Annotated in this window: 25 protein-coding genes and 1 tRNA gene; 13 read left to right on the top strand and 13 right to left on the bottom strand. The window is 60.2% G+C overall.

Going from position 1 to position 25,821, the window contains the following annotated elements; all coding sequences use genetic code 11:
• Positions 1–81: 81 nt before the first annotated feature.
• Both AB8B33_RS03050 and AB8B33_RS03045 read right to left on the bottom strand, forming a co-directional pair.
• The gene (locus AB8B33_RS03050; protein ID WP_037105511.1) at positions 82–324 is read right to left on the bottom strand and encodes a ribbon-helix-helix domain-containing protein; all 243 of its coding nucleotides are present in this window, start codon (positions 322–324) and stop codon (positions 82–84) included.
• A gap of 211 nt (positions 325–535) precedes the next feature.
• Positions 536–1,084 (bottom strand): HdeD family acid-resistance protein, encoded by a 549-nt coding sequence (locus AB8B33_RS03045; RefSeq protein ID WP_113323144.1) that lies wholly within the window; start codon positions 1,082–1,084, stop codon positions 536–538.
• Between the two features lie 141 nt (positions 1,085–1,225).
• Between AB8B33_RS03045 and betI the strand changes: the two genes are divergently transcribed.
• Genes betI through betA form a run of 3 tightly spaced genes read left to right on the top strand, consistent with a single transcriptional unit; the run spans position 1,226 to position 5,016 of the window.
• Positions 1,226–1,813, top strand: coding sequence for a transcriptional regulator BetI (gene betI, locus AB8B33_RS03040; RefSeq protein ID WP_113323230.1), 588 nt, complete (start codon positions 1,226–1,228; stop codon positions 1,811–1,813).
• Positions 1,814–1,847: 34 nt separating this feature from the next.
• Positions 1,848–3,311, top strand: coding sequence for a betaine-aldehyde dehydrogenase (betB, locus tag AB8B33_RS03035; RefSeq protein WP_439014304.1), 1,464 nt, complete (start codon positions 1,848–1,850; stop codon positions 3,309–3,311).
• 52 nt (positions 3,312–3,363) lie between these two features.
• Positions 3,364–5,016 carry a choline dehydrogenase gene (gene betA, locus AB8B33_RS03030; RefSeq protein WP_439014303.1) on the top strand — a complete coding sequence of 551 codons (1,653 nt, stop codon included), beginning with the start codon at positions 3,364–3,366 and terminating at the stop codon, positions 5,014–5,016.
• Here the strand turns inward: betA and AB8B33_RS03025 are convergent, their stop codons facing one another.
• Both AB8B33_RS03025 and AB8B33_RS03020 read right to left on the bottom strand, forming a co-directional pair.
• Positions 5,017–5,316: a type II toxin-antitoxin system RelE/ParE family toxin gene (locus AB8B33_RS03025; protein ID WP_439014302.1), complete on the bottom strand. Its 300-nt coding sequence runs from the start codon at positions 5,314–5,316 to the stop codon at positions 5,017–5,019.
• Positions 5,313–5,594: a YlcI/YnfO family protein gene (locus AB8B33_RS03020; protein ID WP_439017177.1), complete on the bottom strand. Its 282-nt coding sequence runs from the start codon at positions 5,592–5,594 to the stop codon at positions 5,313–5,315. Before AB8B33_RS03020 ends, AB8B33_RS03025 begins: the two co-directional genes overlap by 4 nt.
• A 202-nt stretch (positions 5,595–5,796) precedes the next feature.
• Here AB8B33_RS03020 and AB8B33_RS03015 point away from each other — a divergent pair, with 202 nt between their 5' ends.
• Both AB8B33_RS03015 and AB8B33_RS03010 read left to right on the top strand, forming a co-directional pair.
• A complete protein-coding gene (locus tag AB8B33_RS03015; RefSeq protein WP_439014301.1) occupies positions 5,797–6,675 on the top strand; it encodes a sigma-70 family RNA polymerase sigma factor in 879 nt (292 codons plus the stop codon).
• Positions 6,676–6,766: 91 nt separating this feature from the next.
• Positions 6,767–7,354 carry a flavodoxin family protein gene (locus tag AB8B33_RS03010; RefSeq protein ID WP_439014300.1) on the top strand — a complete coding sequence of 196 codons (588 nt, stop codon included), beginning with the start codon at positions 6,767–6,769 and terminating at the stop codon, positions 7,352–7,354.
• A 23-nt stretch (positions 7,355–7,377) separates the two neighbouring features.
• Here the strand turns inward: AB8B33_RS03010 and AB8B33_RS03005 are convergent, their stop codons facing one another.
• The 3 genes from AB8B33_RS03005 to AB8B33_RS02995 form a co-directional block, all read right to left on the bottom strand.
• Positions 7,378–7,848 carry a DUF6644 family protein gene (locus AB8B33_RS03005; protein ID WP_439014299.1) on the bottom strand — a complete coding sequence of 157 codons (471 nt, stop codon included), beginning with the start codon at positions 7,846–7,848 and terminating at the stop codon, positions 7,378–7,380.
• A 9-nt stretch (positions 7,849–7,857) separates the two neighbouring features.
• Positions 7,858–8,244 (bottom strand): DUF6152 family protein, encoded by a 387-nt coding sequence (locus AB8B33_RS03000; RefSeq protein ID WP_113323136.1) that lies wholly within the window; start codon positions 8,242–8,244, stop codon positions 7,858–7,860.
• 93 nt (positions 8,245–8,337) lie between these two features.
• Positions 8,338–8,784, bottom strand: a complete 447-nt coding sequence (locus tag AB8B33_RS02995; protein ID WP_007818882.1) for an RrF2 family transcriptional regulator — start codon at positions 8,782–8,784, stop codon at positions 8,338–8,340.
• Between the two features lie 419 nt (positions 8,785–9,203).
• Here AB8B33_RS02995 and AB8B33_RS02990 point away from each other — a divergent pair, with 419 nt between their 5' ends.
• The 3 genes from AB8B33_RS02990 to cysN are packed head-to-tail and all read left to right on the top strand — an operon-like array spanning position 9,204 to position 12,404.
• On the top strand, positions 9,204–9,947 hold the full coding sequence (locus AB8B33_RS02990; protein ID WP_439014298.1) for a phosphoadenylyl-sulfate reductase: 744 nt from the start codon (positions 9,204–9,206) through the stop codon (positions 9,945–9,947).
• A gap of 17 nt (positions 9,948–9,964) precedes the next feature.
• Positions 9,965–10,918 carry a sulfate adenylyltransferase subunit CysD gene (gene cysD / locus AB8B33_RS02985; RefSeq protein WP_113323134.1) on the top strand — a complete coding sequence of 318 codons (954 nt, stop codon included), beginning with the start codon at positions 9,965–9,967 and terminating at the stop codon, positions 10,916–10,918.
• 1 nt (position 10,919) lies between these two features.
• Complete coding sequence (cysN, locus tag AB8B33_RS02980; RefSeq protein WP_439014297.1) at positions 10,920–12,404, top strand: sulfate adenylyltransferase subunit CysN; 1,485 nt, start codon at positions 10,920–10,922, stop codon at positions 12,402–12,404.
• 26 nt (positions 12,405–12,430) lie between these two features.
• Here cysN and AB8B33_RS02975 read toward each other — a convergent pair whose 3' ends face one another.
• Positions 12,431–13,483 carry a LacI family DNA-binding transcriptional regulator gene (locus tag AB8B33_RS02975; protein ID WP_439014296.1) on the bottom strand — a complete coding sequence of 351 codons (1,053 nt, stop codon included), beginning with the start codon at positions 13,481–13,483 and terminating at the stop codon, positions 12,431–12,433.
• A 522-nt stretch (positions 13,484–14,005) separates the two neighbouring features.
• On the opposite strand from AB8B33_RS02975, the gene AB8B33_RS02970 reads away from it, so the two are divergent.
• Positions 14,006–15,511: a DegQ family serine endoprotease gene (locus AB8B33_RS02970; RefSeq protein ID WP_439014295.1), complete on the top strand. Its 1,506-nt coding sequence runs from the start codon at positions 14,006–14,008 to the stop codon at positions 15,509–15,511.
• Between the two features lie 51 nt (positions 15,512–15,562).
• On the opposite strand, the gene AB8B33_RS02965 is transcribed toward AB8B33_RS02970, so the two are convergent.
• Positions 15,563–16,969: a PLP-dependent aminotransferase family protein gene (locus AB8B33_RS02965; protein WP_439014294.1), complete on the bottom strand. Its 1,407-nt coding sequence runs from the start codon at positions 16,967–16,969 to the stop codon at positions 15,563–15,565.
• Between the two features lie 106 nt (positions 16,970–17,075).
• Here AB8B33_RS02965 and AB8B33_RS02960 point away from each other — a divergent pair, with 106 nt between their 5' ends.
• Positions 17,076–17,741 (top strand): GNAT family N-acetyltransferase, encoded by a 666-nt coding sequence (locus tag AB8B33_RS02960; RefSeq protein ID WP_113323131.1) that lies wholly within the window; start codon positions 17,076–17,078, stop codon positions 17,739–17,741.
• 243 nt (positions 17,742–17,984) lie between these two features.
• Positions 17,985–18,863 (top strand): glutathione-dependent disulfide-bond oxidoreductase, encoded by an 879-nt coding sequence (gene yghU / locus AB8B33_RS02955; protein ID WP_439014293.1) that lies wholly within the window; start codon positions 17,985–17,987, stop codon positions 18,861–18,863.
• A gap of 330 nt (positions 18,864–19,193) precedes the next feature.
• On the opposite strand, the gene AB8B33_RS02950 is transcribed toward yghU, so the two are convergent.
• Together AB8B33_RS02950 and AB8B33_RS02945 are read right to left on the bottom strand one after the other, a co-directional pair.
• Positions 19,194–19,379, bottom strand: a complete 186-nt coding sequence (locus tag AB8B33_RS02950; protein WP_310378195.1) for a hypothetical protein — start codon at positions 19,377–19,379, stop codon at positions 19,194–19,196.
• A gap of 372 nt (positions 19,380–19,751) precedes the next feature.
• Positions 19,752–20,465 carry a class I SAM-dependent methyltransferase gene (locus tag AB8B33_RS02945; protein WP_113323122.1) on the bottom strand — a complete coding sequence of 238 codons (714 nt, stop codon included), beginning with the start codon at positions 20,463–20,465 and terminating at the stop codon, positions 19,752–19,754.
• Positions 20,466–21,164: 699 nt separating this feature from the next.
• Here AB8B33_RS02945 and AB8B33_RS02940 point away from each other — a divergent pair.
• On the top strand, positions 21,165–21,548 hold the full coding sequence (locus tag AB8B33_RS02940) for a hypothetical protein (protein ID WP_439014292.1): 384 nt from the start codon (positions 21,165–21,167) through the stop codon (positions 21,546–21,548).
• Here AB8B33_RS02940 and AB8B33_RS02935 read toward each other — a convergent pair.
• A tRNA-Pro gene (locus tag AB8B33_RS02935) sits at positions 21,532–21,608 on the bottom strand. The genes AB8B33_RS02940 and AB8B33_RS02935 overlap by 17 nt on opposite strands.
• 261 nt (positions 21,609–21,869) lie before the next feature.
• Between AB8B33_RS02935 and AB8B33_RS02930 the strand changes: the two genes are divergently transcribed.
• Complete coding sequence (locus AB8B33_RS02930; protein WP_439014291.1) at positions 21,870–22,280, top strand: hypothetical protein; 411 nt, start codon at positions 21,870–21,872, stop codon at positions 22,278–22,280.
• 95 nt (positions 22,281–22,375) lie between these two features.
• On the opposite strand, the gene AB8B33_RS02925 is transcribed toward AB8B33_RS02930, so the two are convergent.
• Complete coding sequence (locus AB8B33_RS02925) at positions 22,376–25,771, bottom strand: acyl-[ACP]--phospholipid O-acyltransferase (protein WP_439014290.1); 3,396 nt, start codon at positions 25,769–25,771, stop codon at positions 22,376–22,378.
• Positions 25,772–25,821: the final 50 nt, after the last annotated feature.

Below are 25,821 nucleotides of genomic sequence, written 5' to 3'. Positions count from 1 at the left end.
GTATGAAACTTTCATGAACGCGCAACCGCTCATGCACGCCAAGCGCTTATTAGATTTTCGAGTTTACAATCAACGGCTTATTCAGGCCGAACGGCGATGCTCGGCTTCATGATCGGCGAACATATCGGCGACGCATCTGCCGCCGCTGGGTGCGCTTTCATCGGCCAGGACTTCGCTGCGATATTCGCCCAATTTACGGGCGGCATCCCACAGGCGCAGTGCCTCGCGCACGACTTCGCTGCTCGATGCATATCCGCCTTGATCGACAGCATCGCGGATGCCGGCTGCCTGGAGCGGTGAGATGGAAACGGTGACCATCGGCATGGAATTCTCCTCCCATTCTATTCGGCAGAGACTGCCTCGGGGGTCTATTTTCGGCTTCTGGGGCGACAAGCGCCAATGCCGAAGTGCCTTAGCACAGGAGGCGGCTCTTCTGCGGAGCCGGCCTTCAATCGCAGAATTTTAGTACCCCGTCATGTTCTTGTCAAAAAAGAAACGGCCGAAACGGACCATCCGGCGGCCTCTCTCCACAGTTTCAAGAACGGATACCTAGGCCGAAGGCGAGCATTGTCCAGCCCTGAACGACAAGATCGATCGCCAGGAAGAGGCCGAGGATCCAGAGGCTGTTGACCGGCCAACCGAGTGCAATCACGAAGCCTGCGAGAGCTGTGATGAGGCCGCTCGCAACAATCCATCCCCAGCCCTTGAGCGGCCGCATGCGCATGCCGACGAAAAGGCGGAAGACACCGGCAATGAGCAGCGCTATGGCCAGAAACAGGGTCAAGGCGGCGGACGTAAGGATGGGGTTGATGAAGGCGCAGACGCCAGCGAGCACATAAAGGACGCCACTCAACGCCCAGAAGAGCACATGATCCCAGCCGCGCACCTGGAAGGCGTGGATGAGATAGATAACACCGCCTGCCAGCATCAGCATGCCGACATAAAAGACCGAAGCGACGGTCGCCATCAGCAGGTTGCTGAGAGCGATGAGGCCGCAAATGAGAAGCAGCACGCCGAGACCGACGAACCACACCCATTTCGACCGCAACGGGGATTCGGGCATTCCGTCGTAAATATTGGCCATTGGCACACCTCCTGATTGCTGGAGATATGCTGCAGCAATTTCTCGCGAAAAGAGGTGATCCGGATCAATCCGGCGAAAGATTTTTGTTGATTGATCAGTCAATCAAAAATACGCTTACATGCATTCTCGGGAGAAATGAGCTTGCCGAAGGTCGGAATGGAACCGGTGCGCCGCAAGGCGCTTGTGGATGCAGCGCTGCGGGTGATCGGCGATCACGGCTCGCTGACCGTCACCATGTCCGATATCGCCCGGCGGGCGGGGGTGTCGCCTGCCCTTGCCCACCACTATTTCGGCAGCAAGGAACAGCTGCTGATCGAGACAATCCGTTCCCTCCTACGCCAGCTGCGCGACGACGCGGTGACGGCACTGGGACAGGCGGCAACGCCACGGCAGCGGATCTCGGCCATTATCCGCGTCAGCTTTAACGCCGACCAGTTCGCGCCGCAGACGATTGCCGCCTGGCTTGCCTTCTATGCCGAGGCGCAGCGATCCGAAGAGACACGGCGTTTCCTCGTCATCTATGCGCGGCGCCTGCGCTCCAACCTGCTTGCGGCCCTCAAGGCGCTTTGCCCAGACGATGCCGCAGAACGCATCGCAGAGGGCGCGGCCGCGATGATCGACGGGCTCTATATCCGGCAAAGTCTGAAATCGGCGCCGATCGGCATTACAGCCTCGATCGCGCTGACGGAGGATTATGTAACGATGCAGCTCGACCGCATCGGCAAATGAACAACCTCATGCCAACCAGCCAGGGAACAGCGACATGAAAGCCCAGCCGAAAGCATCGCACTTCATCGACGGGGAATATGTCGAGGATGACAGCGGCACCCTCATCGAAAGCATCTATCCGGCAACCGGTGAAGTGATCGCCCGGCTTTATGCCGCAACGCCCGCGATTGTCGAGAAGGCGATCGCGGCTGCCAAACGCGCGCAGCCGGAATGGGCGGCCTTGAGCCCGATGGCGCGCGGGCGCATCCTGAAGCGCGCGGCCGAGATCATGCGCGAGCGCAACCGCGAACTTTCAGAGCTGGAAACGCTCGATACCGGCAAGCCGATCCAGGAAACTGTTGTCGCCGACCCTACCTCGGGCGCCGACGCCTTCGAGTTCTTCGGCGGCGTAGCACCGGCGGGACTGAACGGCTCGCATATCCCGCTCGGCCAGGACTTTGCCTATACGAAGCGCGTGCCGCTCGGTGTGTGCGTCGGCATCGGCGCCTGGAACTATCCGCAGCAGATCGCCTGCTGGAAGGGTGCGCCGGCGCTGGTTGCCGGCAATGCCATGGTCTTCAAGCCCTCGGAAACCACGCCGCTCGGCGCGCTGAAGATTGCCGAAATCCTGCACGAGGCCGGCCTGCCGAAGGGGCTCTACAATGTCATCCAGGGCGACCGGGATACCGGGCCGCTGCTCGTCAACCACCCCGACGTCGCCAAGGTTTCGCTGACCGGCTCGGTCCCGACCGGGCGCAAGGTGGCTGCTGCGGCTGCAGGCCAGCTCAAGCACGTGACGATGGAGCTTGGCGGCAAGTCGCCGCTGATCGTCTTCGACGACGCCGATCTCGACAGCGCCGTCGGCGGCGCGATGCTCGGCAATTTCTATGCTACGGGCCAGGTCTGCTCCAACGGCACGCGCGTCTTCGTGCAGAAGAAGATCAAGGGTGAATTCCTGAAACGGCTGAAGACGCGAACCGAAGCGATCCTCATCGGCGACCCGATGGATGAAGCCACGCAGCTCGGCCCGATGGTCTCCTGGGCACAGCGCGAGAAGGTGCTTGCCTATATCGAGAAGGGCAAGGCCGAGGGTGCGGCACTGGTGACCGGCGGCGGTATCCCGAACCATGTGACGGGCGAAGGCTATTATGTGCAGCCGACCGTCTTTGCCGATGTGACCGACGGGATGACGATCGCGCGCGAAGAGATCTTCGGCCCGGTCATGTGCGTGCTCGATTTCGACGATGAAGCCGAGGTGATCAAGCGCGCCAATGGGACGGAGTTCGGCCTCTCCGGCGGCGTCTTCACCGCCGATCTGACACGCGCTCACCGCGTCGTCGACCAGCTGGAGGCCGGCACGCTCTGGATCAATACCTACAATCTCTGCCCGGTGGAAATACCCTTCGGGGGATCGAAGCAATCGGGCTTCGGACGGGAGAATTCGCTGGCAGCGCTTGAGCACTATAGCGAGCTGAAGACGGTTTATGTCGGCATGGGGCCGGTCGCCTCGCCGTACTGAGCCCATCCAAAATCGACGCATCCGTTGCACACGACAATCCAAAGGGAACAGCATGCAACAGGCAGATTTCGTCATCGTCGGCTCCGGCTCGGCAGGGTCGGCGCTGGCCTACCGGCTTTCGGAAGACGGCAAGAACACGGTCATTGTCATCGAGGCGGGCGGCTCGGATTTCGGGCCGTTCATCCAGATGCCGGCGGCCCTTGCTTGGCCAATGAGCATGAAGCGCTATAACTGGGGTTATCTTTCCGAGCCCGAGGCCAACCTCAACAACCGGCGCATCACCGCGCCGCGCGGCAAGGTGATCGGCGGTTCCTCCTCCATCAACGGCATGGTCTATGTGCGCGGCCATGCGGAAGACTACAATCGATGGGAAGAGCTCGGCGCGAATGGCTGGGCCTATGCGGACGTGCTGCCCTATTTCAAGCGCATGGAGAATTCGCACGGCGGCGAGGAAGGCTGGCGCGGCACGGACGGCCCGCTGCATGTGCAGCGCGGCGTGGTGAAGAACCCGCTGTTTCACGCCTTCATCGATGCCGGAAAACAAGCGGGCTTCGAGACGACCGAGGATTATAACGGCTCGAAGCAGGAAGGCTTCGGGCTGATGGAACAGACCATCCATCGCGGACGGCGCTGGTCGGCGGCAAGCGCTTATCTGAAGCCGGCGCTGAAGCGGCCGAACGTTGAGCTCGTCAAAGGCTTTGCGCGCAGGATCATCATCGAGAACGGCCGCGCGACAGGCGTGGAAATCGAGCGCGCCGGCGCGACCGAGATCGTCAAAGCTAATCGCGAGGTGATCGTCTCGGCCTCCTCCTTCAACTCTCCGAAACTCTTGATGCTCTCCGGCATTGGCCCCGGCGGGCATCTGCAGGACATGGGCATCGAGGTAAAGGTCGACCGGCAGGGCGTCGGCGCCAATCTGCAGGACCATATGGAATTCTATTTCCAGCAGATCTCAACCAAGCCGGTGTCGCTCTATTCCTGGCTGCCATGGTTCTGGCAGGGTGTCGCTGGTGCACAATGGCTGCTTTCCAAGGGCGGCCTCGGCGCTTCCAACCAGTTCGAAGCCTGCGCCTTCCTGCGTTCCGCGCCGGGGCTGAAGCAGCCTGATATCCAATATCATTTCCTGCCGGTCGCCATCAGCTATGACGGCAAGGCGGCGGCCAATACGCACGGCTTCCAGGTGCATGTCGGCTACAATCTATCGAAATCACGGGGCAACGTTACGCTGCGCTCCGCCGATCCGAAGGCTGATCCGGTGTTGCGTTTCAATTATATGAGCCATGCCGAAGACTGGGAGAAGTTCCGTCATTGCGTGCGCCTCACCCGCGAGATTTTCGGCCAAAAGGCCTTCGACCACTATCGCGGCCCGGAAATCCAGCCAGGCGAGAAGGTTCAGACGGACGAACAGATCGATGCGTTCCTGCGCGAACATCTGGAAAGCGCTTACCACCCCTGCGGCACATGCCGGATGGGCGCGAAGGACGATCCGATGGCGGTGGTCGATCCCGACACACGGGTGATCGGCGTGGACGGCCTGCGGGTCGCAGACAGCTCGATCTTCCCGCATGTCACCTATGGCAATCTGAATGGTCCGTCGATCATGACAGGCGAGAAGGCCGCAGACCACATTCTCGGCAAACAGCTGATGGCACGATCCAATCAGGAGCCGTGGATCAATCCGCGCGCGGCGGTGAGCGACCGGTAGTCAGTGGTAGTCTTCTTCGCGCTGGTGACGGATGGCGAGGACAATGACGGTCGCCTCATCGATTATCTTGAAAAGGATGACATATCCGGCCGAGCCGAATGGTACGACGAGTTCGCGCAGCAAGGGATCATCCGCAGACGCGCGTCTGGCCATCAGCGGGAAATCCTGCAGTATCATCAGAGCTTTTTGGATGGCGCCGATGGCACGTTCCGCCAAATCTGGATCACGGTCGATCAGAAAGTCAGCGAGCCGGTCCAGGTCTTCATAGAAGGTTTGGGTGTACTTCAGCTCGAAGGTCATTTCTGTTGCGCGGCTTTGCGCGCTTTCGCCTTTTCAAGCTTCTTGCGTATCAACTCCATGACGTCGTCCGTCGTGGGATAGACACCCGTCCGTTCCGCTTCCGCCAAGCCGGCCAGCCCCCGTGCTATGAACTCCGCCTGGGTCTTTCTGTAATCGATCTGACGACGCAGAGAATCCTCGATCAGCGCCGACAAGCTCTCGCCTTCCTTCAGAACGCTTTCGGCCGCAGCGCGCAGTTCCGGATCCACGCGAAGAGAGGGAAGCGATGCGGTTTTCATGATCCACCTCATGCATTGCAATTGCGATGCAATATGGCGGATCACGGTGTCACATTCAACGCCCTCTCCCAGGCACCCCCGCCAGAAGGCAAAAAAACTGGACAGCGTGTCACAAATGACCACCTCATCTCGTCCAGCCTTCTCGAACGGACGAGGTGAAGGAGATGGCGGTGGTGAAGCTGGAAAAAAGAGAGGCTGAGTGATGACGGCGGCAGAGGGAGCAGATGCCATTGCCGCCTTCAATCCGCTGCGCCCGCGGTTGACACGGGTTGCCTATCGCATGCTGGGCTCAGTAGCAGAGGCCGAAGATATCGTGCAGGAGGCTTTCCTGCGCTGGCTCGATGCCAATCGCGATGAGGTTCGCGAGCCCGCCGCCTTCTTGCACCGGATCGTGACGCGACTTTGCCTCGATCAATTGAAATCGGCGCGGCGCCGGCGCGAGACCTATATAGGACCGTGGCTGCCGGAGCCGATCGTGGTCGCGCCGGAAGATGAAGTCGACGATGTCGCGCTGCCGCTGATGCTGGCGCTGGAACGGCTTTCGCCGCTCGAACGAGCGGTGTTCGTGCTGCATGACGTCTTCGGCGTCGGCTTCGAAGAGATCGCCGCCACCATCGGACGCAAACCTGCGGCCTGCCGTCAGCTTGCCAGCCGGGCACGGGCCAATGTCCGGAGCGCGCGGCCACGCTATGCCTTGCCGCCGGAACACGGCCTGCAGATCGCCTCCGCCTTCTTCATGGCGTCGCGCAGCGGCGATATCGAGGCATTGCGGGCGCTGCTGGCTGAGGATGCAACCGTCTATACGGACGGTGGCGCGAAGGCGGTGGCGCCAAGGCGGCCGATCATCGGTCGCGACAAGGTGACAAAGCTCTTTGCGGCACTGGCGCCGATCTTCACCGCGCATATGTCGCGACTGCTGCACTACGGCTTGATCAACGGATTGCCGGGCTTTGTCAGCATCGAGGAAGACAGCTGGCTACGGACCACGGCTCTTCAGATCGAAGATGACAGGATCACCGCGGTCTATGTGACGCGCAATCCCGAAAAGCTCGCGCATCTGGAACAGAACTCCCTGCACTAGGGCGCATCACACTCACAACCCGCCCGTTTCACTATCCGCAGCCCCATTGCGGAGGCGGGCATCTGTATTTCAAATCAGAGGAGATCGACCCATGACAGAGATACGTATCGCTATCGTCTACCACAGCGGATACGGCCATACGGCGCGGCAGGCAGAAGCAGTGAAAGCCGGTATTGACCGGGTCGCCGCCGTCAGCTGTCTGCTGCTGACGGCGGAGGAAGCGCCGGACCGTTGGGACGATCTCGCCGCGGCGGAGGCGATCATCTTCGGCGCGCCGACCTATGTCGCCGGACCGTCTGCCGCCTTCAAGGCCTTTCAGGAGGCGAGCTCACATGCGGTCATGGCGAGAGGTTATCGCTGGAAGGACAAGATCGCTGCCGGCTTCACCAATTCGGGCTCCCAGGCGGGCGATAAGCTCGCCACCCTGATGCAGATCGCCCTCTTTGCCGCCCAGCACGGCATGCACTGGATCAATCTCGACCTGCCGCCGGCCAACAATTCCTCCTTGGGCTCGAAGGAAGAGCTCAACCGGCTGGGCTTCTGGCTCGGTGCGGCCGCGCAATCGAATGTCGACGAGGGCCCTGACCTCGCGCCGCCTGAAGCAGACCTCGCGACTGCCCGCCACCTCGGCCAGCGGGTCGCCGAAGCAACGCTGCAATTCGTGCGCGGGCGCGGCTGAGCGACATCTGGCGGAGGATCACGTCAGAGAAAACCGATCCACCTGCCGGCCACGACGGCCGCGATCCATATCATCGCAGAAAGAGCTGCGGAGAACCGCATGGCGGGACGGACGATGCCGATCGTGATTGCGGTTCGCCATCCCTGCCCTGCATGAACCAGGAGCACATTGAGGATGCCGAAAGCGATCAGTCCGAGCTTGGCGAGGAAGGCGGGATTGGCCGCATACTCGCCGGGGCGGACGCTGAAGAGGCAGAAGCCTGTCAGCAAAGCCAGGGCGAGGCCGACGCCGGCCGAACGGGACAGGAATGGCGCGACGACCTCCACCGGCACCTTACCAAAAAAACCGGCGAGCCTGAGATCAAGCGGCAGGATGGCGCCGACCAGAAGGCCAATCGCCAGGATATGGCCGGCATTGACGAACATGTAGAGCGTCGCGGAGCGCCGCAGCTCGACCGCAAGCGTCGTGGCAGCCAGCCATTCGAGAAGCTCCATGACGAGGCGTCAGTTCGTCTGGATGCGTTCCGGATAAATATCGTAGCGCTTTTCACCAATCGTGATGCGCACCGCCTTCAGCCGCTTCTCTGTGCGGTCCTGCGACCGGTTTCCGAGTGCTATGACCTGATCGCCAGGCTTTGCGACACCTTCCACGAAACCCGCGCGTTCCGTCTGGCGCGGATTGCCGAGTTCGACGCGCCAGACACCGTCATCGACGGTTGCGACATCGAGCGTCGGATGCGGCCCGCCCATCGATATTTGCTGGATGATGCCGCGAAGCTCTATCTGGTCGGCTTCCGCCCATGACCAACCGTGATGGGCCGCAGCACTGGTTGCGACTGTCGCCGACAGCAGGACAGCTGCCAGCGCTCTCTTTCCCGAAAGTGCAAACATGATGTTTCTCCCTACCCGAATGCATGGGCAGGTGGAGCATGTCAGGCAGATGGAAAGGTCACTCACCGAATCTTGAAGGCCGGCGAGAGGGGATCAGGCAAGCAGACGGGTGACTTCCGCGCCACGCTTGGTGCCGACGGCATCGGCAATCGTCGTGGAGAACAGGACCTTGCGGGTGGCGTCCGCTACCTTGGCGAAGACGTGGCGAATTTGACAAGTCTGCTCGCCGTCGCAATCATCGCACTTGCGGTAGGCGGTGATCGACAGGCAGGGTAGTGGTGCGATCGGGCCATCGATGATGCGCAGGATCTCGCCGAAGGTGATGCTGTGGGCCGGCTTCAGCAGCAGGTAGCCACCCTGCTTGCCGCGGCGGCTGACGACGATGCCGTGATGTTTGAGGTCGAGCAGGATCTGTTCCAGAAACTTCTTCGGGATCTTTTGCTGCACGGCAATGTCGGAAATCATGACGGGCTCGTCGGCCGCAGCTTCCGCCAGAACCGTCAGCGCCCGCAGCGCATATTTTGCCTTTTGCGTAATCATCTCGGACCGTCGACATACACAGAGCGGTGTCGAATCCCGACATCGCCAAAAAAGCTAATTGCCTCTATTGCACGGCCAGCATGAACGGAATTTGAACAAGCCGGAAAAGCCTTGAGAGCCAAGTATTTTGGCCCTGTTTTTCACCCTCGGCCAACAGCTGATAATCTATGTCAAAAGAGGACAATTTTCATCATCGCCGCCATCAATTCAGATTTCCAATTGACAGGCGCCGTGTAACACTACTATTTCTATAGACATTAAGTTCGAGGCGCCATTTCTGCGCCTGCGGCTGCTTTTCTGCATTGCGGCAGGATGGGAGAGATATTTGCTCCGCTAAGCAGTCCTTTCGAAATCCCTTTTTCTGTCCGATCCGTCCTTCAGCTGTAATACTCCGGCCAATATCAAGGACAGGATCCCCCATGACTGTTATCAATCCGATCGAAGAAGCCGAGGCTTTGGCTGACAAGCTTTCGGGTCTCGACCTCGCCGGCCGGCTTTCGTTCGTCGCCGGCCTTGGCGGGCGTGTGGTCTTCACCACCTCGCTCGGCATCGAGGACCAGGTCATCACCGCCGAGATCGGCACGCATCGCCTGCCGATCGACGTTGTCACGCTGCAGACAGGGCGGCTTTTCCCCGAAACGCTCGCGCTGATCGACGAGACCGAGAGCCAGTACGACATTCACATCACCCGCTATGAACCGGAGCAGGCCGATATCGACGCTTACGCGGCGAAATACGGCATAAACGGTTTCTATGAGAGCGTCGAAGCCAGACATGCCTGTTGTGGCGTGCGCAAGCTGAAGCCGCTTGCGCGGGCGCTGGCAGGCGCAACAATCTGGATCACCGGCCTGCGCCGCGGCCAGTCGGCCAACCGCGCCGAAACGCCCTTTGCCGAATATGACGCCGAACGCCACCTTCTGAAGGTCAACCCGCTCGCAGACTGGGATATCGAGAAGACCAAGGCCTTTGTCGCCGACAATGGCGTGCCGGTGAACCCGATGCATGCACGTGGCTATCCCTCGATCGGCTGCGAGCCCTGCACGCGCGCCATCAAGCCCGGCGAGCCAGAACGCGCCGGCCGTTGGTGGTGGGAACAGGATGAGAAGCGCGAATGCGGTCTGCATGTCGCCGAAGAGGCGACCGCGATCGCCGTGCAGCAATAAGAAGTCTGGAGTACGAAATGCCCGATACCCGTCAGGATACGGAACTGAACAATCCGCAGAGTGCCAAGCCGCCACTCGACCCGCATCTGAAAGCCCTGGAAAACGAAGCGATCCACATCTTCCGCGAAGTTGCCGCCGAATTCGAGCGTCCGGTGATGCTCTATTCGATCGGCAAGGATTCCTCCGTCCTGCTGCATCTTGCCCGCAAGGCCTTCTATCCCGGCCGCGTGCCCTTCCCGCTGCTGCATGTGAATACCGGCTGGAAGTTCGCGGAGATGATCACCTTCCGCGACGAGATCGTGAAGAAGTACGATCTCGATCTGATCGAGCACATCAATCCGCGCGGTGCAGCTGAAAACATCACGCCCTTCACCTATGGATCGGCCCGCTATACCGATATCATGAAGACGGAAGCGCTGCGCAATGCGCTGGATGCCGGCCAGTACGACGCCGCCTTCGGCGGCGCACGGCGCGACGAGGAAGCCTCCCGTGCCAAGGAACGCATCTATTCCTTCCGCACGCCCGACCATCGCTGGGACCCGCGCAACCAGCGCCCGGAGCTCTGGAACGTCTATAACGGCCAGATCCGCAAGGGTGAAAGCGTTCGCGTCTTCCCGCTCTCGAACTGGACCGAGGTCGACATCTGGCGCTATATCCAAGCCGAGGATATTCCGATCGTGCCGCTCTATTTCGCGGCCAAGCGCCCCTATGTCGAGCGTGACGGCATGATGATTGCGGCCTCCGATCCGCGCCTGGAACTGCTGCCCGGCGAAACGAAGCAGGAAGACTTCATCCGCTTCCGCACGCTCGGCTGCTTCCCGCTGACGGGCGCGATCCGCTCTACCGCCACCACCCTTGAAGAGATTATCGCGGAACTGGAGATCGCCACGGTTTCCGAGCGCCAGGGCCGCGCCATCGACCGTGACCAGTCCGGTTCCATGGAAAAGAAGAAGCGTGAAGGATATTTCTGAGATGACTGCAGCAGTTCCCGCAAACGCCGTCGCCGTGCCCGCCGCCGAGCCCCTGAAGGCCGTGCGCGACTCGCGCCCGTTGCGCCTCATCACCTGCGGCAGCGTCGATGATGGCAAGTCAACCCTGATCGGCCGCCTGCTCTGGGACACCAAGGCAGTGAAGGAAGACCAGGCGGCAACGCTTCGCCGCGATTCTACCGGCAAGCAGAACGATCTCGGCCTGCCCGATTTCGCGCTGCTGCTCGATGGGCTGCAGGCCGAGCGTGAACAGGGCATCACGATCGATGTCGCCTATCGCTATTTCTCGACCGACAAGCGCTCCTTCATCGTTGCCGACACGCCCGGCCACGAGCAGTATACCCGCAACATGGCGACTGGCGCATCCACGGCCGATCTCGCCGTGCTGCTGGTCGATGCCCGCGCCGGCATTCTCGAGCAGACGCGCCGCCACGCGACGATCGCATCGCTGCTCGGCATCAAACAGTTCGTGCTTGCCGTCAACAAGATCGACCTGACGAATTACGACCGCGCCGGCTTCGACAAGATCACCCACGAGTTCAAGGAATTCGCACTTTCGCTCGGCGTCAAGCAGATCACCGCGATCCCGATGTCGGCGCTGAAGGGCGAAAACGTCGTCTATTCCGGCCAGGCAGCAATGCCCTGGTATAGCGGCCCGACGCTGGTCGAAACGCTGGAACATGCAACCGTGCGCTCCGGCCAGACGACCGGTTTCCGCCTTTCGGTTCAGCGTGTTTCGCGTCCGGGCGAAAGCTTCCGCGGCTATCAGGGCACGGTTGCCGGCGGCAATGTGAAGCCAGGCGACAGCGTCATGATCCTGCCCTCGGGCATGGTTGCAAATGTCACAAAGATCGTCACCTTCGATCTGGTGCGTAATGCGGCAGTTGCCGGTGATGCGATCACGCTCGTTCTCGACCGTCAGGTGGACGTCGCACGCGGCGACATGATCGTTTCGATCGACTCGCAGCCGCAGACCGGCCTTTCCTTCGATGCACAGGTCGTTGCGCTGCAGCCTGAGGGCATCGAGGCCGGCAAGCGCTACTGGCTGAAGAGCGGCTCGCGCCGCCAGCGTGTTCAGGTCGAGCCCGTCAGCCAGCTGGAGCTCAAGACCGGCACATGGAATTCCGCCCAGCGGCTTTACATGAACGCCATCGGCAAGGTGCGTCTCGTTTTCGACGAAGCGGCAATCTTCGATCCCTACGAGCAGAACCGCGCCACCGGCTCCTTCATCCTGATTGACCCCGAGACCAACAACACCATCGCCGGCGGCATGGTGACCGGCAAGCGCGCCGATGTCAGCGGCTTGCATGGCAATGATGCCCGCGTGATCCTGTCGCTTCCGGCCGACCTTGCCGAGCAGATCATGGCAAGCGAGTTGTTCGCCAAGCGTAGCCACGAAGCGGAGGTGCGCCGCATGACGGCATCGGAAGCGGCCGAGCTCTGGTCGAGCGCCGCCAGCGATATCTAAGAAAAAAGGGGCCGGTCGGCCCCTTTTTATTGCTTCAGCATCGAGCGCGTCGACCCGCGCTCGATGATCGAAAAGCCGAGATCGACCCTGTGCTCCTCCGCCGGCTCTTCGCGGATGGCGCGTAGCAGCATATCGGCAACCCGGCGGCCAAGATCATAACGCGGAACATGCACCGTCGTCAGAGATGGCGAGGTGAACTGCGCGAATTCCAGATCGTTGAAGCCGCAGATACCGAAATCATCGGGCACGCTGATACCGCGTTCATTGCATTCGATCAGCGCGCCGAGGGCGAGATCATCATTTTGCGCAAGGATCGCATCGAGATCCGGCACCCGCTCCAGCAGCTCGCTGAACAGGTGCCGTCCGAGACCAATGCTGGTGGAACCGTCTTCGCCGTGTGTCAGCGAAGGATTGTCGAGACCGGCCTGGCGCATGGCCTCCTCATATCCCGCACGACTGCGGCGCGAGCGGATATCGCTGAGCCCGCCAATGAAACCAATCCGCTTGTACCCTTTCGACAGAAGGAACCGGGTGGCGGCGGCGGCGGCGACATGATGCGACATGCCGACAAGCAGCGTTTCCGGCGGCTGGCTGAGATCGGCAACGTGGGCGACCGGAAAGGCGGCCGCATCCATCAGCGTCGCAAGGCCGTCGTAATATTCCGCGTTGACGAGGATGATCCCGGCCGGCTTCTGCGCCAGGAAGGATTTAAACTGGTTGATCTCCTGATCGACGTCGTTGAGCGTGTTGGCATATTGCACCCGCAGATCCGTAGCGCGCAACCGCTCCTCGATGCCCATCATCACACCGGTGAAGCAGGGATGATGAAGCGACGGCGTGATGACGCCGACGATGCCGCTGTGGCGGCCGGCAAGAGCGCGGGCGGCAAGATTGGGGATGTAGCCCATCTCGTCGACTGTGCGCAGGATGACCTCTCGCAGCTCTTCAGAGACGATTTCGGGATTGCGAAGCGCACGCGAGATTGTGATCGGACTGACCCCTACCCTCTTTGCAACATCACTCAGCTTTACATGGGAACCGCGCTTCTTTTCCCGCCCCGGCTTCACTGAATCCCTCATCGCTTCCCGCATGCCGCCGCGAGCCCGGCCCTTCGCCGATTCGCAGTTTTCTCTTTCTGAAGAAAAATTAATTTAGAGTCTACTAACATTTTAACGTTCCGCCTCAACCAAACCGCGAAAAAACATGAACAACCGTTGCGAATGGTTCGATTTAATACGCGCTGGCACGCCGGCGGATCACGGGAAAGTGGGATATATTTTACTATTCTGGCGCCCCGCGGCGCGGGCAACAGCAGACGCCGGGAGAATTGCGGCAATGCTTGGTCATCCAAGATTAAATTATAGTAATGTCTTACGATACTGTAATACAAACATGATCAATGTTTAATTTGTAAATCCCGGGGAACGGGTCATATAGGTATCAAGCGCCAGTTCTTCCTGAACATAGTATTCGCCACATCATACAGGCGAAATCCAGGTAATATACGGCAAAAACTGACGCCAATACTTATCGACGCCAAGGTCCATGGCACGGAACCAAGACGCCATTCAATGCCAACGCTCTCGCAAGGGACTTCCACCATGTCAAACATTCTTCGCAAGCATCGGGCCGCAGCACTTGTCGGAGCGGCCATCGTTCTCGGCGCGGCCTCCCTGCCCTTCGCCATCTCCTCTTCCTCGGCGGCTCTTGCTGCACCGGCCGAGACCGGCGGCATTCTTGCCTCCAACGGCTCGTTTGCTTCCATCGTCGATGCCGACAAGCCGGCCGTGGTAACCATCACCACCACGATGAAGGCGACCGACGCCAGCGCCGACAGTTCACCGATGGACGAGCAGTTCCGCCAGTTCTTCGAACAGCAGGGTATTCCTCTACCGCACCAGGCACCACAGCAGCAGCAACCGCAGCAGCATGCCATGGCGCTCGGCTCCGGCTTCGTCATCAGCCCCGACGGCGTGATCGTCACCAACAACCACGTCATCGACAATGCCATCGACATCAAGGTCACACTCGATGACGGCACCGAACTGCCGGCCAAGCTGCTTGGCGCCGATGCCAAGTCCGACCTCGCGGTTCTGAAGGTTCAGGCTCCGCATCCGCTTGCAACGGTCGCCTGGGGCGATTCCGACAAGCTGAAGCTCGGCGACCAGATCCTTGCCATCGGCAACCCGTTCGGCATCGGCACGACGGTGACGGCCGGCATCGTCTCGGCCCGCGGCCGTGACCTGCACAGCGGCCCCTATGACGACTTCATCCAGATCGATGCACCGATCAACCACGGCAATTCCGGCGGCCCGCTGGTCGATCGTGACGGTAATGTCGTCGGCATCAATACCGCCATCTACTCGCCGAACGGCGGCAGTGTCGGCGTCGGCTTCGCCATTCCTTCGTCTGAAGCAAAGACGATCGTTACCAAGCTGCAGAAGGACGGTTCGATCGATCACGGCTATCTCGGCTTGCAGATCCAGCCGGTCACGCAGGATGTCGCCGATGCTGTCGGCCTCTCCAAGGCTGAAGGCGCACTGGTTGCCGCCGTTACCAACGGAACGCCTGCTGCCCATGCCGGCATCAAGACGGGTGACATCGTAACCGCCGTCGGCAGCGAAAATGTCAAGACGCCGAAGGACCTGTCGCGCCTGGTTGCCGACCTGTCGCCGGGTGCGAAGGAAACGCTCGCCGTTTGGCGTGACGGCAAGACGGTGGATCTCAACGTCACCGTCGGCGGCAATGAAGACACCCAGAAGCAGGCTGCCGTCGAAAGCAGCGACGACCAGGGCCAGGCTGCCGGCCAGCCGAGCCTCGGCATCGGCCTTGCCGACCTGACGCCCGATGTCCGCCAGCAGCTTAATCTGCCTCACAGCGTTGCCGGCGCAGTCGTTGCCAACGTCAACCCGGACAAGTCGGCCGCAGCGGCCGGCATCCAGCCCGGCGACGTGATCGTCTCGGTCAACGACAAGCCGGTGCATGATGCCCGCGACGTCAAGACCGCCGTCGCCGATGCCGGCAAGTCCGGCCGCAAGTCGGTGCTGCTCCTGATCGAACGCGGCGGCAACAAGACCTTCGTGGCCGTGCCCTTCGCCGCCGCTTGAAGGGCATCCACGCGAGCGCTGCGCCCGGACCAGGTCCGGGCGCAGTTGTTTCTAACCAAGCATCAACTTCAGATCGGCCGCCAGTCTTTGAACGGCAGCCGCTTCCGCTTGCGAGATACCGAAGAGAACGCCGGGGGCAGATTTGCCGATAAAGAAACCCGACATCGGCATCAGACCATAGCCAGATGCATTCACCTTCGCGACGACCGCCCGGTCATCCACCGTCTCATCGCGAAACCAGGTCGCGAGCTGCAGTCCGCCATTGCCGCCCGAAATGACAAGCCTTCCGCCAAAATGGCTCTCCAGCATTCCGATCGTCCGGGCCATGCGCTCGGCATATTGCTGGTTCATGCGCCTCAAATAGGCGCGCAGACGGCCCTCGTTAATGAAATCGGCAAGTGCTGCCTGAATATGGGTGGAGACGGCGACGCCCCTGCGATGCAGCGCCTCCGAAGCCTCTGATACCAGCCAGCGCGGCACGATGGCATAGGCGACACGCAGGCCGGGTGCCAGTACCTTCGAGAAGGTCCCGACATAGGCCACGACCTCCGCCCTGTCGATGCCCTGCAAGGCGGCGATCGGCCGCGAGCCATATTGAAAATCGCTGTCGTAATCATCCTCGACGATAAGGCTCTCGTGACGGCGCGCCGCTTCCAGCAGCGCCAGCCGGCGCGGCAGGCTGAGCGTGGCGCCGGTCGGATATTGATGGGATGGCGTCACATAGATCAGCGCCGGCTGCGGCCCTTCCGCCTTCGATACGTCGATGCCCTGCTCATCGCAGGGAACGGGCACGATGTCGGCGCCGGCATCGCCGAGCAGCAAGCGCGCGGCAGCGTAGCCAGGATCCTCCATCCATGCAGTCTGGCGCCCGCTCCTTCTCAGCATGGTTCTCGCCAGCATGTCGATCGCCGCGCGTGTGGAGGGCATGATCATGACCTGCTCCGGCTCGGCGACCACGCCGCGCGTCGCAGAAATATGCCCAAGAATGGCTTCGCGCAGCTCGCGGATACCAGTCGGGTTCTCATAGCCGAGATGATGGATGCGCAGCGAGCGGCTGCGTGCGGCGAGATGACGGCTCCAGGCGGCATGCGGGAAATCCGATACATCGGGCACACCGGGCCGGAACAGGCCACGATAGGAAGGCTGGTCCGATCTTTTTTCCTCAACAGGAGCGCGGTCGTCCCTTTGGTGCTCGGGTCGCATGCGTTCAAGCGCGGCAACCCGGGTCGCAGCACCGGCAGACGCCTCGATATAACCTTCGGATCTCAGGCGATCATAGGCCTCTACCGCCGTGGAGCGTGCAACACCGAGCGAAGCCGCAAAGGCACGGGTCGATGGCAGCTTATGGCCGGCCGGAAGCTGGCCGAGCAGGATACGATCGCGCAGGCTTCGATAGATCTGTCCGGTCAGGTCACCGCCGTTTCGATCGAGGCTCAGCCATGTGGGTGCCGATGTCATGCGTCAACTGGTCTGCCAGAAAGTTCAAAACTGGACTTTTACTCCAGTCCATTTGCAAGGCAAGAGCAGTCGGAGTTCAATGCATAAGCTCAATGGAATGACGGATATGACAAAAGATCTTGCCGACTGGAAGGGTGTTGCCCGCCCCGCCCGCGCCCCGATTGAAGGCCGCTACACCCGTCTGGAACCGCTGGACGCCGCAAAGCACGGCGCCGATCTGCTCCGCTCGGCGCAGCAACCGGGCGCGGAGGACCGCTTCCGCTATCTCTTCGAAGCAGCACCGGCTGATATGGCAGCCTTCACGCCCTGGCTGGAAAGGTCCGTCGCAAGCGAAGACCCTTTGTTCTTTGCCGTCATCGACAAGGCAACGGGACGCGCCGAGGGCCGGCAGGGACTGATGCGCATCGATACCGCCAATGGCGTGATCGAGATCGGCAACATCCTCTGGGGACCTGATATCGCCCGCAAGCGCGTGGCGACCGAAGCGCTCTATCTCTGCGCCGATTATGTCTTCGACACGCTCGGCTACCGACGCTTCGAATGGAAGTGCAACAATCTCAACGAACCGTCCAAGCGCGCGGCACAACGCTTCGGCTTCGCCTTCGAAGGCATTTTCCGTCAGCACATGGTGCAGAAGGGCCGCAACCGCGATACCGCCTGGTTTGCCATGACGGACGGCGATTGGCCGAAGCTGAAGGCCGGCTATGAGGCATGGCTGGCGCCCGAAAACTTCGATGCCGAGGGACAGCAAAAAAGCAAGCTCAGCTTCTAACGCGATCTAAAGCGTGCCGCGATCTTTCAGATGCGCTTGTCACGCTTTAGACTTTTGTTTTCGCATGTCGTTACCGCAAAACCGCTGCACACTTTTGCGCGACATGCTTTGAGCGGCAACAATTAAAAAGCCGCCGCCCCGATGACAATAACTTCATTGCTACCAATATGTTCATGGGTCCCAATTGAGGTTAAGGGTTGGGCCTTTCACGCAAAGCACGAAGTTATTCTGTCAGGAGCTCATATGACCAGTTCGTCCGAGTACACGCCCCCCAAGATCTGGACCTGGGACAAGGAAAGCGGCGGCCAATTCGCCAGCATCAACCGCCCGATTGCCGGGCCGACCCGTGAAAAAGAGTTGCCGATCGGCCGTCACCCGCTGCAGCTTTATTCACTTGGAACACCAAATGGCGTGAAAGTGACGATCATGCTGGAGGAGTTGCTGGCGCTTGGCCATAGCGGCGCGGAATATGATGCCTGGCTGATCAGGATCGGCGATGGCGACCAGTTCGGCAGCGGGTTCGTCGAGGTCAACCCAAACTCCAAGATCCCGGCGCTAATGGACCGCAGCGGCGAAAAGCCGGTGCGCATCTTCGAATCCGGCGCGATCCTCACCTATCTCGCGGAAAAATTCGGCGCCTTCCTGCCGACCGACCCGGCCAAGCGCGCCGAATGCTTCTCCTGGCTGTTCTGGCAGGTCGGCAGCGCGCCCTATCTCGGCGGCGGCTTCGGCCATTTCTACGCCTATGCGCCGACCAAGATCGAATATGCGATCAACCGTTTCGCCATGGAAACCAAGCGCCAGCTCGACGTGCTCGACCGGCAACTTGCGGAGCGCGAATATATTGCTGGCGACGAGTTCACTATCGCCGACATGGCGATCTGGCCCTGGTATGGCGGCCTCGTGAAGGGCTGGATGTATGGTGATTCCGCCGAATTCCTGCAGGTGCAGGAATACAAGAACATGAAGCGCTGGGCTGACCTGATCGGCGAACGCCCGGCCGTCAAGCGCGGCCGCATGGTCAACCGCGTCAGCGGCGAGCTCTCCAGCCAGCTCCACGAACGCCATGACGCCAGCGACTTCGACACGAAGACGCAGGACAAGCTGCTGGCAGTCGGCTGACGACATCAGAAAGGCAGGCGCGCCGTTACGACGGCGTGCCTGCCCTTGCCAAAAAACGGCGCCAGGCCGAAATCGCAAATTTTCCCACTAAAAATTATGGGTTTTTAAGCGAACTGTACCGAATCCGGCAAAAGTGCCCTCGCCTCATTCTTCCAGTCTTGCTGAAATGCCCAAGCTCTCCTGCCACCTTTCGGAGAGCTTTCCCCATCTACCCCGCCGAAAGCCACCGGCGGGGCTTTTTATTTCGAGCATCTGGGAAATCTCTTGGCCGTGTCAGAGCGGGCTGACGCCAACAATCACATTCATAGCTCAGGTGAAAAAGCTTTCGCTCTAACGCCACTTCGGCTGAGGCGTGGAAGCGTTCGCCTGGATCTCGTGGAGTGGCGCCCGATGGCCCAGGAGCTTCTTCAGCTTCTTCTCCTCGGCCGGGCCTATCCCGAATTTTCGGCAATGCTCCGTGATATCCTGATCTTTCGGGCCGGGGATTCGAACTTGTCGATTGTTCATCTTCTTCATTGACGCTTCCTCCTCCGAAGGAAACCAGCTTAGCGCCAATTTGTTCGTTAGCAACATCTAAAATTTAACGTTTTGGCTATTTCAAATCGGTGGGCGGAGGAGGAAACAGAGCCTGTCGGGCTACGGTGAATACCGGCGCCAGTGAGGTCGGCCTTGCTGATCCTGATGCCGGTGACCCTTAGGTTGGGCGATTTTGGACAATGGCGTAAAGCCGGCCGCGGACAGCTGGGGCTACCGCGGATCGGTGGTGACCGACATGAACAGCCGTGTCGTTAGCTGGGCCACCAGCAATCTGAACTTGGCCGTTCAGACCGTCGGCTATTGGGATCGCGCCGGAAGGACGATTGAGGCGGCGGGCTTCGACCCGCTCTATCAATCAGCTTTGCAAAGTGCTCCCGCCATATAGACCATATTCCTCGTGGCAAACTTCGGAGCGATTCTCAGGAGTTTTTGGCGAATTTGGTACTTTAGCCATCCCTTTGCCCGTCCAGCCAAGTACTGTTCGTATTGAATGTCGTGGGCAAAAACCATTAGACGCTCGACCTTAAGGCCACACGTCTTCAGCAAGTTCTCGAAGGAGCCTGGCGTATAAAAGTTGATATGGCCGTAGGGGCCGGATTCTCGGATAGACTTCGAAAGATCGTTGGTAAGTTCAAGCGGCACCTCGACATAGAGGTTTCGACTGACACGTTTGGCCTCCCGCAGAAACATCCGTTCATGCTCGACATGTTCGAGAACGTGGATTGCCAGACCCAAGTCGAATGTCTTGTCTGGATGTGGGATTGAATAGCCGTCGAATTGGTCGACTGCTGCCAGAGCTTCGATCTGGCGTGCCCGTATGGCCTCTATACCTGATCGAGATAGCTCCACTGCCGCGAAACGATTGGCAAAGCCATTGTCCGCAAGTTCCGAAAGAACCGCGCCCTCGCCTGCGCCGATATCGATGATTGATTGGAAGCTCTGATCTGCTGCAACTTGCTTGATGTGTCCAACGGACTGCTTCGCGGCGATTGCGCGTTTCTCAGCGACTTCGCCGTCAGTATAATAGTCCGAATACATTTCGATTATTTCAGCGCTGCTGATCATCCCCGTTCCTCCCCAAGGGGATTATGCGCACCCAACACGCATTAGCAAGTTAGAATTTTCTAAATACACACCAAAGTTGCGTCGACTATCGCGCAAGCGATCGTCATTTCTTGATACGCGGGGCAGATCCGTGCCGGCAAAGGGGTGGCGTTCGGGTTGCCTATTCCCGCCAGAGCATCCTGTGGATGGCAACCCAGAGCGAAAAAGTACCTTGGGCGATATCGTAATACTCAGCGGCTTCCTTGCGACCAAAGAGGCGTGGCTCAGTAGTCATCTAAAATCTCTCATCAAAACACGTTGAGGCTTTTGCCGCCGGCGCGAACGCCGAAAGCATATTTTCCCATGTCTCCTCAGTGTGGTGATGTGCGAGTTGGTGACCCGGTGTTAGAAGTTATTGAAGCGAAATGGAGCGGTCAAGTGTTCGTGATGGCTCTCGCATCCGTCTAAGGGAGCGACATTTTGCGTTCAGGCGCTTTGCCACGGGAAGGTGACCATGATGAGCAGATTTCGGACACTGATAATAGGCGTTGCGTTGATCTGGCTGACCACTCTAGCCTCAGCGTGCACGACGCACCAAACTTCAAATCGTGCCGATTTCCAGTATCAGCCCAGGACTTCCGTGAATCCCGCATGTAGCCAGGGCTTCAGGCCGACCAACGCGCTGTCCTGCAGCTATTGAAGATGGAGCGGTCAAGCCGGGTGGCGAAGTCGAACGCCGGGGCCGTTGCCGTTCAAGTCGATGAAGACAATGCCGGCAGCTTCGAGGGCGGACTGGGCGATGATGCGAAAGGCATTGTCAGGCATACGCTGCGACACACGGCGGCCATCTGGCTAATGCAAGCCGCGGCCGATAAGTGGGAAGCTTCCGGCTACTTAGGCATGACCCTTAGACGCTCGAGAAAACCTACGGCCATCAGCATCCCGATCATCAAGCAAATATCGGTGCAGCATTCACCACTGGCCGCGCAGGAAGAAGAAGTGACCATTCATTGCCGCAATCGTTGCCGCGAATTTTCATGCAGCAAAGCCGGAAAAGAAAAAAGCCCGCAGAAGCGGGCTTTTCGGCTGGTCGGAGTGGAGTGATTCGAACACTCGACCCCCACGTCCCGAACGTGGTGCGCTACCAGACTGCGCTACACTCCGTGACCAGCGGCGCCTCTATAGACCGGCCTATCATGTTGCGCAAGCGCCAAAATTCAAAAAGTCGTCTGAATTTTTGACAGGCTAATGACAGCACCTTCCGGCCGGCCATGCAGCAAAAAGCCACACCTCCGGCAAATTGTTCACAAGCGCCGAACAGGCAATTTTCTTTTGCCGGGTTACGCGCTAAAGGGCTTGGCGGGACAGGCGAAACCGCCGTGAAGGCGGCTTCGCAGCCACTGGCTAGATATCAGGGACGACACGATGAAATTCCGCACCATGACCGGGGCCGCCGCGCTTGCGATTGCGCTTGCCGGATGCACCACGATACCCACTCCCGGCGATCCGATCGAAGCACGCTGGGTCGGCCAGTCGGCCGGCAAGTTCTTTGCCGCCTACGGCCCGCCGCTCAGCGACCGCGACGAAGGCTCGTCGACGATCTACAGCTGGAAGGGCGGATACAAGACGGTGCGCGTTCCCGCGAAATATGCCGAAGGCGCCGATGGCAAGCGCGGCAAGCAGATTGCGAGCGCCCGCACGCTCTACCTGCGCTGCCAGGCCGAAATCACCACCAATTCCGACTACACGATCCGCGACATCCGTACCGTGAACGATATTCCGGGCGTGAACGGCCCTTCCTATTGCGCAGAACTCCTGGCGCCGGAACAGAAGTAACGCGGTCTGTCAGAGATACAGATACAGGCGGCCATAAGCCGCCTGTTTCATTTTCAGAGATCATCGCTGGGCCGTTCAACCGGCGAAGACTGGCTTTATGCCGCCTGCTCCGGCTGCGCCGCGGTTTCGGCCATTTTGCGCGCCGTCACAAAATCCACCTTGCCCGATCCGAGCACCGGCACCGCGCCGATGTTAACCTCGGCCGGCACCATCATATCCATGGCACCCTTCGATTTGGCGAAAGCGAGGAACTCGGCGCGGGTGGCAGTCGGCGCATCGGTCAAAAGAACCAGCCGCTCGCCCTTCTTTGCGTCCGGGATCGAGGAGACGACCGAAAGTGCGCCCGGCCATAATTCCGCAGCAAGGGTCTCGACGGCAGCAAGCGATATCATCTCGCCGCCGATCTTTGCAAAGCGCTTGGCGCGGCCACGGATCTTGACGAAACCGTCCTCATCAATGGTGACGATGTCGCCAGTATCGTGCCAGCCATCGACGAGCGGTTCGAGCACACCGGGATTTTCGGCGCGCAGATAACCAGCCATGACATTGGCGCCGCGAACGACGAGCCGGCCGCCCTCATCGATGCCAGGGACCGGTTCGAGCTTCCATTCCATGCCCGGCAGGATTTTGCCGACCGTGCCCGACTTGTTGTACATCGGCGTGTTGATCGAAATGACCGGCGCGGTCTCGGTGACGCCGTAACCTTCGAGAATGCGCAGGCCGAATTTCTCCATATAGGTGGTGCGGGTCGAGGCCTTCACCGGCTCGGCGCCGGAGAAAATATAGCGGATAGAGCGGAAATCATAAGGGTGCGCTGTCCGGCTGTAGCCGTTGAGGAAGGTGTCGGTGCCGAAGATGATCGTGGCGTTCGAGACATAGATCAGTTCCGGCACGATGCGATAATGCAGCGGCGAAGGATAGAAATAGACCGGCACGCCCGAGATCAGCGGCAGAACAGTGCCGGCCGTCAGGCCGAAGGAATGGAAGACGGGCAGGATGTTGAACACCTTGTCGCCGCTATGAAAATCGATGCGAGCGGCGGCCTGGGCGGCGTTCGACAGGATGTTGCGATGGGTCAGCACCACGCCCTTGGGCGTGCCCTCCGAACCAGAGGTGAAAAGGATGACGGCCGGATCATCCGGCTGGCGTTTCACCAGCGGCCTTGCCTTGTGCAGATAGCCTCTGATCTTGCTGACCAGACCAATTTCGGCACGCAGATCATCAAGCCAGACGATCTTCACCTGCTTTTCCATCTCCTCGATGACAGGGCCGAGCTTGGCCTGCGTTACGAAGGCGCGGGATGTGAGGACATGCTTCACTTCCGCCGCCTTACACGCGGACAGGATATTGGCCGCACCGGCGGTGAAATTCAGCATGGCCGGCACCTTGCCTGCCGTCATTACACCGAGAAGGGTGGCCGCGGCACCATTGGCGTTCGGCAACATGACGCCGAGATTGCGTTCCGGGAATAGGGTGCGGAACTTCGCGCCGAGCACGGCAGCACCCGTCAGCAGCTTGCCGTAGGTGAGCTTGCCGGTGACCGGATCCTCGACGGCGAGCTTGCTCATGCCGAATTCGTGGCTTGCCTCAATGATGCGATCAAGGACGGTCGAGGACGTATCGGCGGTCCTGAACATCAGGTTCGACATGACCTGATAGAGGGCAGCGCCCGCCGCCGTGCGGCGCCTGCGACCCTTGAGTTCAGGCGGGACTTCCAGCTTCACCGGTTCGAGAATGGTGACCTTGACCTTGGGAAACAGCCGGCGGCGGATCTTGCCGTTATCAAGATAGGAGAGATAGCTCTTCTCCAGGCCGTCGATCCGCACAGGCACGACCATCGATCCCGTCTTGTCCGCGACCATGGCGGCACCGTCATAGACCTTCATCAGCGTGCCGGTCACCGTCAGGCGTCCCTCGGGAAAGATGCCGATCGGGCTGCCGTCCTGTACCACCTTGATCAGCGAACGCGTCGCCATCGGCTTGGTCGGATCGAGCGGCAGGAATTTGCACATCTTCAGGAAAGGTCTGACCCACCACGCCTGGGCGATCTTGTAGTCGACCGCAAAGACCGGTTCCTCCTCGGTGATGGCGAGTGCCAGCGCGCCATCGAGCAGGCTGACGTGATTGAGCGCGATGATCGGTGCGCGACCTGCCTTCTTGATATTTTCGAGCCCTTCGACCTCCAGCCGCATGAAGGCGCGGAAGAGGATCGATACGAAATCGCGGAAGGGATTGGTCGGCAGCGTCTTCAGCATCAGCCAGGCAACGGCGAAATTGATGATGCCGAGGCCGATCAGGATCTCAGGAATGGAGGCGCCCAGGGCCTGGACGGCGGCAACGACACCGAGGCCGACCGTGATGAAGAGAGCCGACAGGACATTGGCAGCGCCGATAACGCGGGCGCGGTGGTCTTCATGCGCCCAGGTCTGCAATGCAGCGAATGTCGGTACGGCAATGAAGGCGCCTGAGATCGCCATCCCGGCGAGATCGATTGCGACGCGAATGGTGTTCTGGCCCGCGAAGAAGGTGAGGATGGTCGTCGCATGGCTGGTCGATTGCAGACCCCAAAGGTTCCAGGCGAGATCGAGGCTGAAGATGGCAAGTAGGGCCGTGCCGATCGGCGCCGGCAACAACACGATGCGACCCGACGACATCCAGGCAGCGATTGCCGAACCGATCGCGACGGCGACGGCAAAGACCGTCAGATAGGCCGGCACGACGATTTCCGAACCACCAAGCAACTCGGTGACCATGGTCGGCAGGATGGACAGGACGAAGGCGCCAACCAGCCAGAACCAGCAATTCATCAGCGCCGAACGCCAGAGGCGCTTGTCGCTGCGGATTTCCATGACGAGATTGTAGCTGGAGCGGATGACGTTGGTGTCGATCTTGAGATCGGGAGCCTTGGAGCCGGTTGCCGGGATCATCCGGCTGACAAGCCAGCAGATCACCGAAAGCCCTATCATCATCGTGCCGAAGACGAGGACATTGTCGCCGCCGGAAAAGGCGAACGCGGCAACGATCGTGCCGGCAAGGATAGCAATGAAGGTGCCGCCTTCGATCCAGGCATTGGCCTTCGGCAGGTCGCGGCGCTCCAGATGGTCGGGCAGGATGCCATATTTGATCGGTCCGAAAAGCGCAGAGACGACGCCAAAGCCAAACAGCGCCGCCATCAGTATCCAGATGGACGAGAATGCAAGACCGACGACGGCAAGAGCGGCGACCGCGATCTCGCATCGTTTCAGAAGTTCGGCGATCCGTGCCTTGTCGTGCTTGTCGGCGAGTTCGCCGCCGATGGCCGAAAGCAGCAGAAACGGTATGATGAGGATGACGCCGGCGAGCGTGACGAGTGCCGCGCCTTCATTGGCCGACATCTGGAACAGGATCAGGAACACAAGGGTGTTCTTGAGAAAGTTGTCATTGAAGGCGGTCAGGAATTGCGTCCAGAACAACGGCGCGAATTTCCTCGAAGTCATCAGGCTGCGTTGCATGGGCTGGCTCCTTGTGCGATCCACAGACAAGGCCATAGAGTTGTTACGCA

The organism is Rhizobium sp. 768_B6_N1_8 (assembly GCF_051811225.1).
Lineage (GTDB): Bacteria > Pseudomonadota > Alphaproteobacteria > Rhizobiales > Rhizobiaceae > Rhizobium.
Note: the sequence above shows the minus strand (reverse complement) of the source record. Positions and strands in the feature narration are given on the sequence as shown.

What these genes read in the sequence shown, in the direction of transcription:
- AB8B33_RS03050 (WP_037105511.1), bottom strand. Translation starts at nt 324, where the DNA reads ATGCCGATGGTCACCGTTTCCATCTCACCGCTCCAGGCAGCCGGCATC.
- AB8B33_RS03045 (WP_113323144.1), bottom strand. Translation starts at nt 1,084, where the DNA reads ATGGCCAATATTTACGACGGAATGCCCGAATCCCCGTTGCGGTCGAAA.
- betB (WP_439014304.1), top strand. Translation starts at nt 1,848, where the DNA reads ATGAAAGCCCAGCCGAAAGCATCGCACTTCATCGACGGGGAATATGTC.
- betA (WP_439014303.1), top strand. Translation starts at nt 3,364, where the DNA reads ATGCAACAGGCAGATTTCGTCATCGTCGGCTCCGGCTCGGCAGGGTCG.
- AB8B33_RS03025 (WP_439014302.1), bottom strand. Translation starts at nt 5,316, where the DNA reads ATGACCTTCGAGCTGAAGTACACCCAAACCTTCTATGAAGACCTGGAC.
- AB8B33_RS03020 (WP_439017177.1), bottom strand. Translation starts at nt 5,594, where the DNA reads ATGAAAACCGCATCGCTTCCCTCTCTTCGCGTGGATCCGGAACTGCGC.
- AB8B33_RS03015 (WP_439014301.1), top strand. Translation starts at nt 5,797, where the DNA reads ATGACGGCGGCAGAGGGAGCAGATGCCATTGCCGCCTTCAATCCGCTG.
- AB8B33_RS03010 (WP_439014300.1), top strand. Translation starts at nt 6,767, where the DNA reads ATGACAGAGATACGTATCGCTATCGTCTACCACAGCGGATACGGCCAT.
- AB8B33_RS03005 (WP_439014299.1), bottom strand. Translation starts at nt 7,848, where the DNA reads ATGGAGCTTCTCGAATGGCTGGCTGCCACGACGCTTGCGGTCGAGCTG.
- AB8B33_RS03000 (WP_113323136.1), bottom strand. Translation starts at nt 8,244, where the DNA reads ATGTTTGCACTTTCGGGAAAGAGAGCGCTGGCAGCTGTCCTGCTGTCG.
- AB8B33_RS02995 (WP_007818882.1), bottom strand. Translation starts at nt 8,784, where the DNA reads ATGATTACGCAAAAGGCAAAATATGCGCTGCGGGCGCTGACGGTTCTG.
- AB8B33_RS02990 (WP_439014298.1), top strand. Translation starts at nt 9,204, where the DNA reads ATGACTGTTATCAATCCGATCGAAGAAGCCGAGGCTTTGGCTGACAAG.
- cysD (WP_113323134.1), top strand. Translation starts at nt 9,965, where the DNA reads ATGCCCGATACCCGTCAGGATACGGAACTGAACAATCCGCAGAGTGCC.
- cysN (WP_439014297.1), top strand. Translation starts at nt 10,920, where the DNA reads ATGACTGCAGCAGTTCCCGCAAACGCCGTCGCCGTGCCCGCCGCCGAG.
- AB8B33_RS02975 (WP_439014296.1), bottom strand. Translation starts at nt 13,483, where the DNA reads ATGAGGGATTCAGTGAAGCCGGGGCGGGAAAAGAAGCGCGGTTCCCAT.
- AB8B33_RS02970 (WP_439014295.1), top strand. Translation starts at nt 14,006, where the DNA reads ATGTCAAACATTCTTCGCAAGCATCGGGCCGCAGCACTTGTCGGAGCG.
- AB8B33_RS02965 (WP_439014294.1), bottom strand. Translation starts at nt 16,969, where the DNA reads ATGACATCGGCACCCACATGGCTGAGCCTCGATCGAAACGGCGGTGAC.
- AB8B33_RS02960 (WP_113323131.1), top strand. Translation starts at nt 17,076, where the DNA reads ATGACAAAAGATCTTGCCGACTGGAAGGGTGTTGCCCGCCCCGCCCGC.
- yghU (WP_439014293.1), top strand. Translation starts at nt 17,985, where the DNA reads ATGACCAGTTCGTCCGAGTACACGCCCCCCAAGATCTGGACCTGGGAC.
- AB8B33_RS02950 (WP_310378195.1), bottom strand. Translation starts at nt 19,379, where the DNA reads ATGAAGAAGATGAACAATCGACAAGTTCGAATCCCCGGCCCGAAAGAT.
- AB8B33_RS02945 (WP_113323122.1), bottom strand. Translation starts at nt 20,465, where the DNA reads ATGATCAGCAGCGCTGAAATAATCGAAATGTATTCGGACTATTATACT.
- AB8B33_RS02930 (WP_439014291.1), top strand. Translation starts at nt 21,870, where the DNA reads ATGAAATTCCGCACCATGACCGGGGCCGCCGCGCTTGCGATTGCGCTT.
- AB8B33_RS02925 (WP_439014290.1), bottom strand. Translation starts at nt 25,771, where the DNA reads ATGCAACGCAGCCTGATGACTTCGAGGAAATTCGCGCCGTTGTTCTGG.